A 489-nucleotide genomic window follows, 5' to 3' on the forward strand; every position below is an offset into this window, starting at 1 on the left:
GCCAGGCATGCCGCCGCGCCGAGGAGCAGCGGAGCTAATCGTCCATGGCCCTGCAGGCGGCCCAGCGCTATCGCCTCCGCTGCTCTGCCTTCGAAGCACCAACGGTAATTCCAGCCCTTCGGGTGCCGCCTTCTTCACAGCTGACCCCGCTCCCCGCGTGATGCCTGACTGCACTCAGCCCCGGGCCGTTCACCGCAAACGCGGAAGACGCGGGCCAGGTCGTTCTCCGTGTCCTTCGGGTCTCCAGATTCGGCGATTCCACAGCGCTCGAATTGACGGAGAAGCTGGCCACACTCCATTGAGGTCAGGCCCGATTTCTGAGCGATTCTGTAGGCGTCGATACCCTGATGCGCCGATGACACAAGCGCTTCATAGACACGTCGCGCATTCCCGCGATCGATACTGTACTCCAACGCGCTCTCCCTTTTCAGTGAACGATTCTTCATCGAACCGACATCGGAACCCGCAGTATCAAGCGCACTAGAAGTA

Annotated in this window: 1 protein-coding gene; it reads right to left on the reverse strand. The window is 61.1% G+C overall.

Going from position 1 to position 489, the window contains the following annotated elements; translation table 11 throughout:
* Positions 1-134 precede the first annotated feature (134 nt).
* Positions 135-489: hypothetical protein (locus FJV41_RS53310; RefSeq protein WP_220138002.1), on the reverse strand; the 355-nt coding region annotated here is incomplete at its 5' end.

It is taken from the genome of Myxococcus llanfairpwllgwyngyllgogerychwyrndrobwllllantysiliogogogochensis (assembly GCF_006636215.1).
GTDB classification, from domain to species: Bacteria; Myxococcota; Myxococcia; order Myxococcales; family Myxococcaceae; genus Myxococcus; species Myxococcus llanfairpwllgwyngyllgogerychwyrndrobwllllantysiliogogogochensis.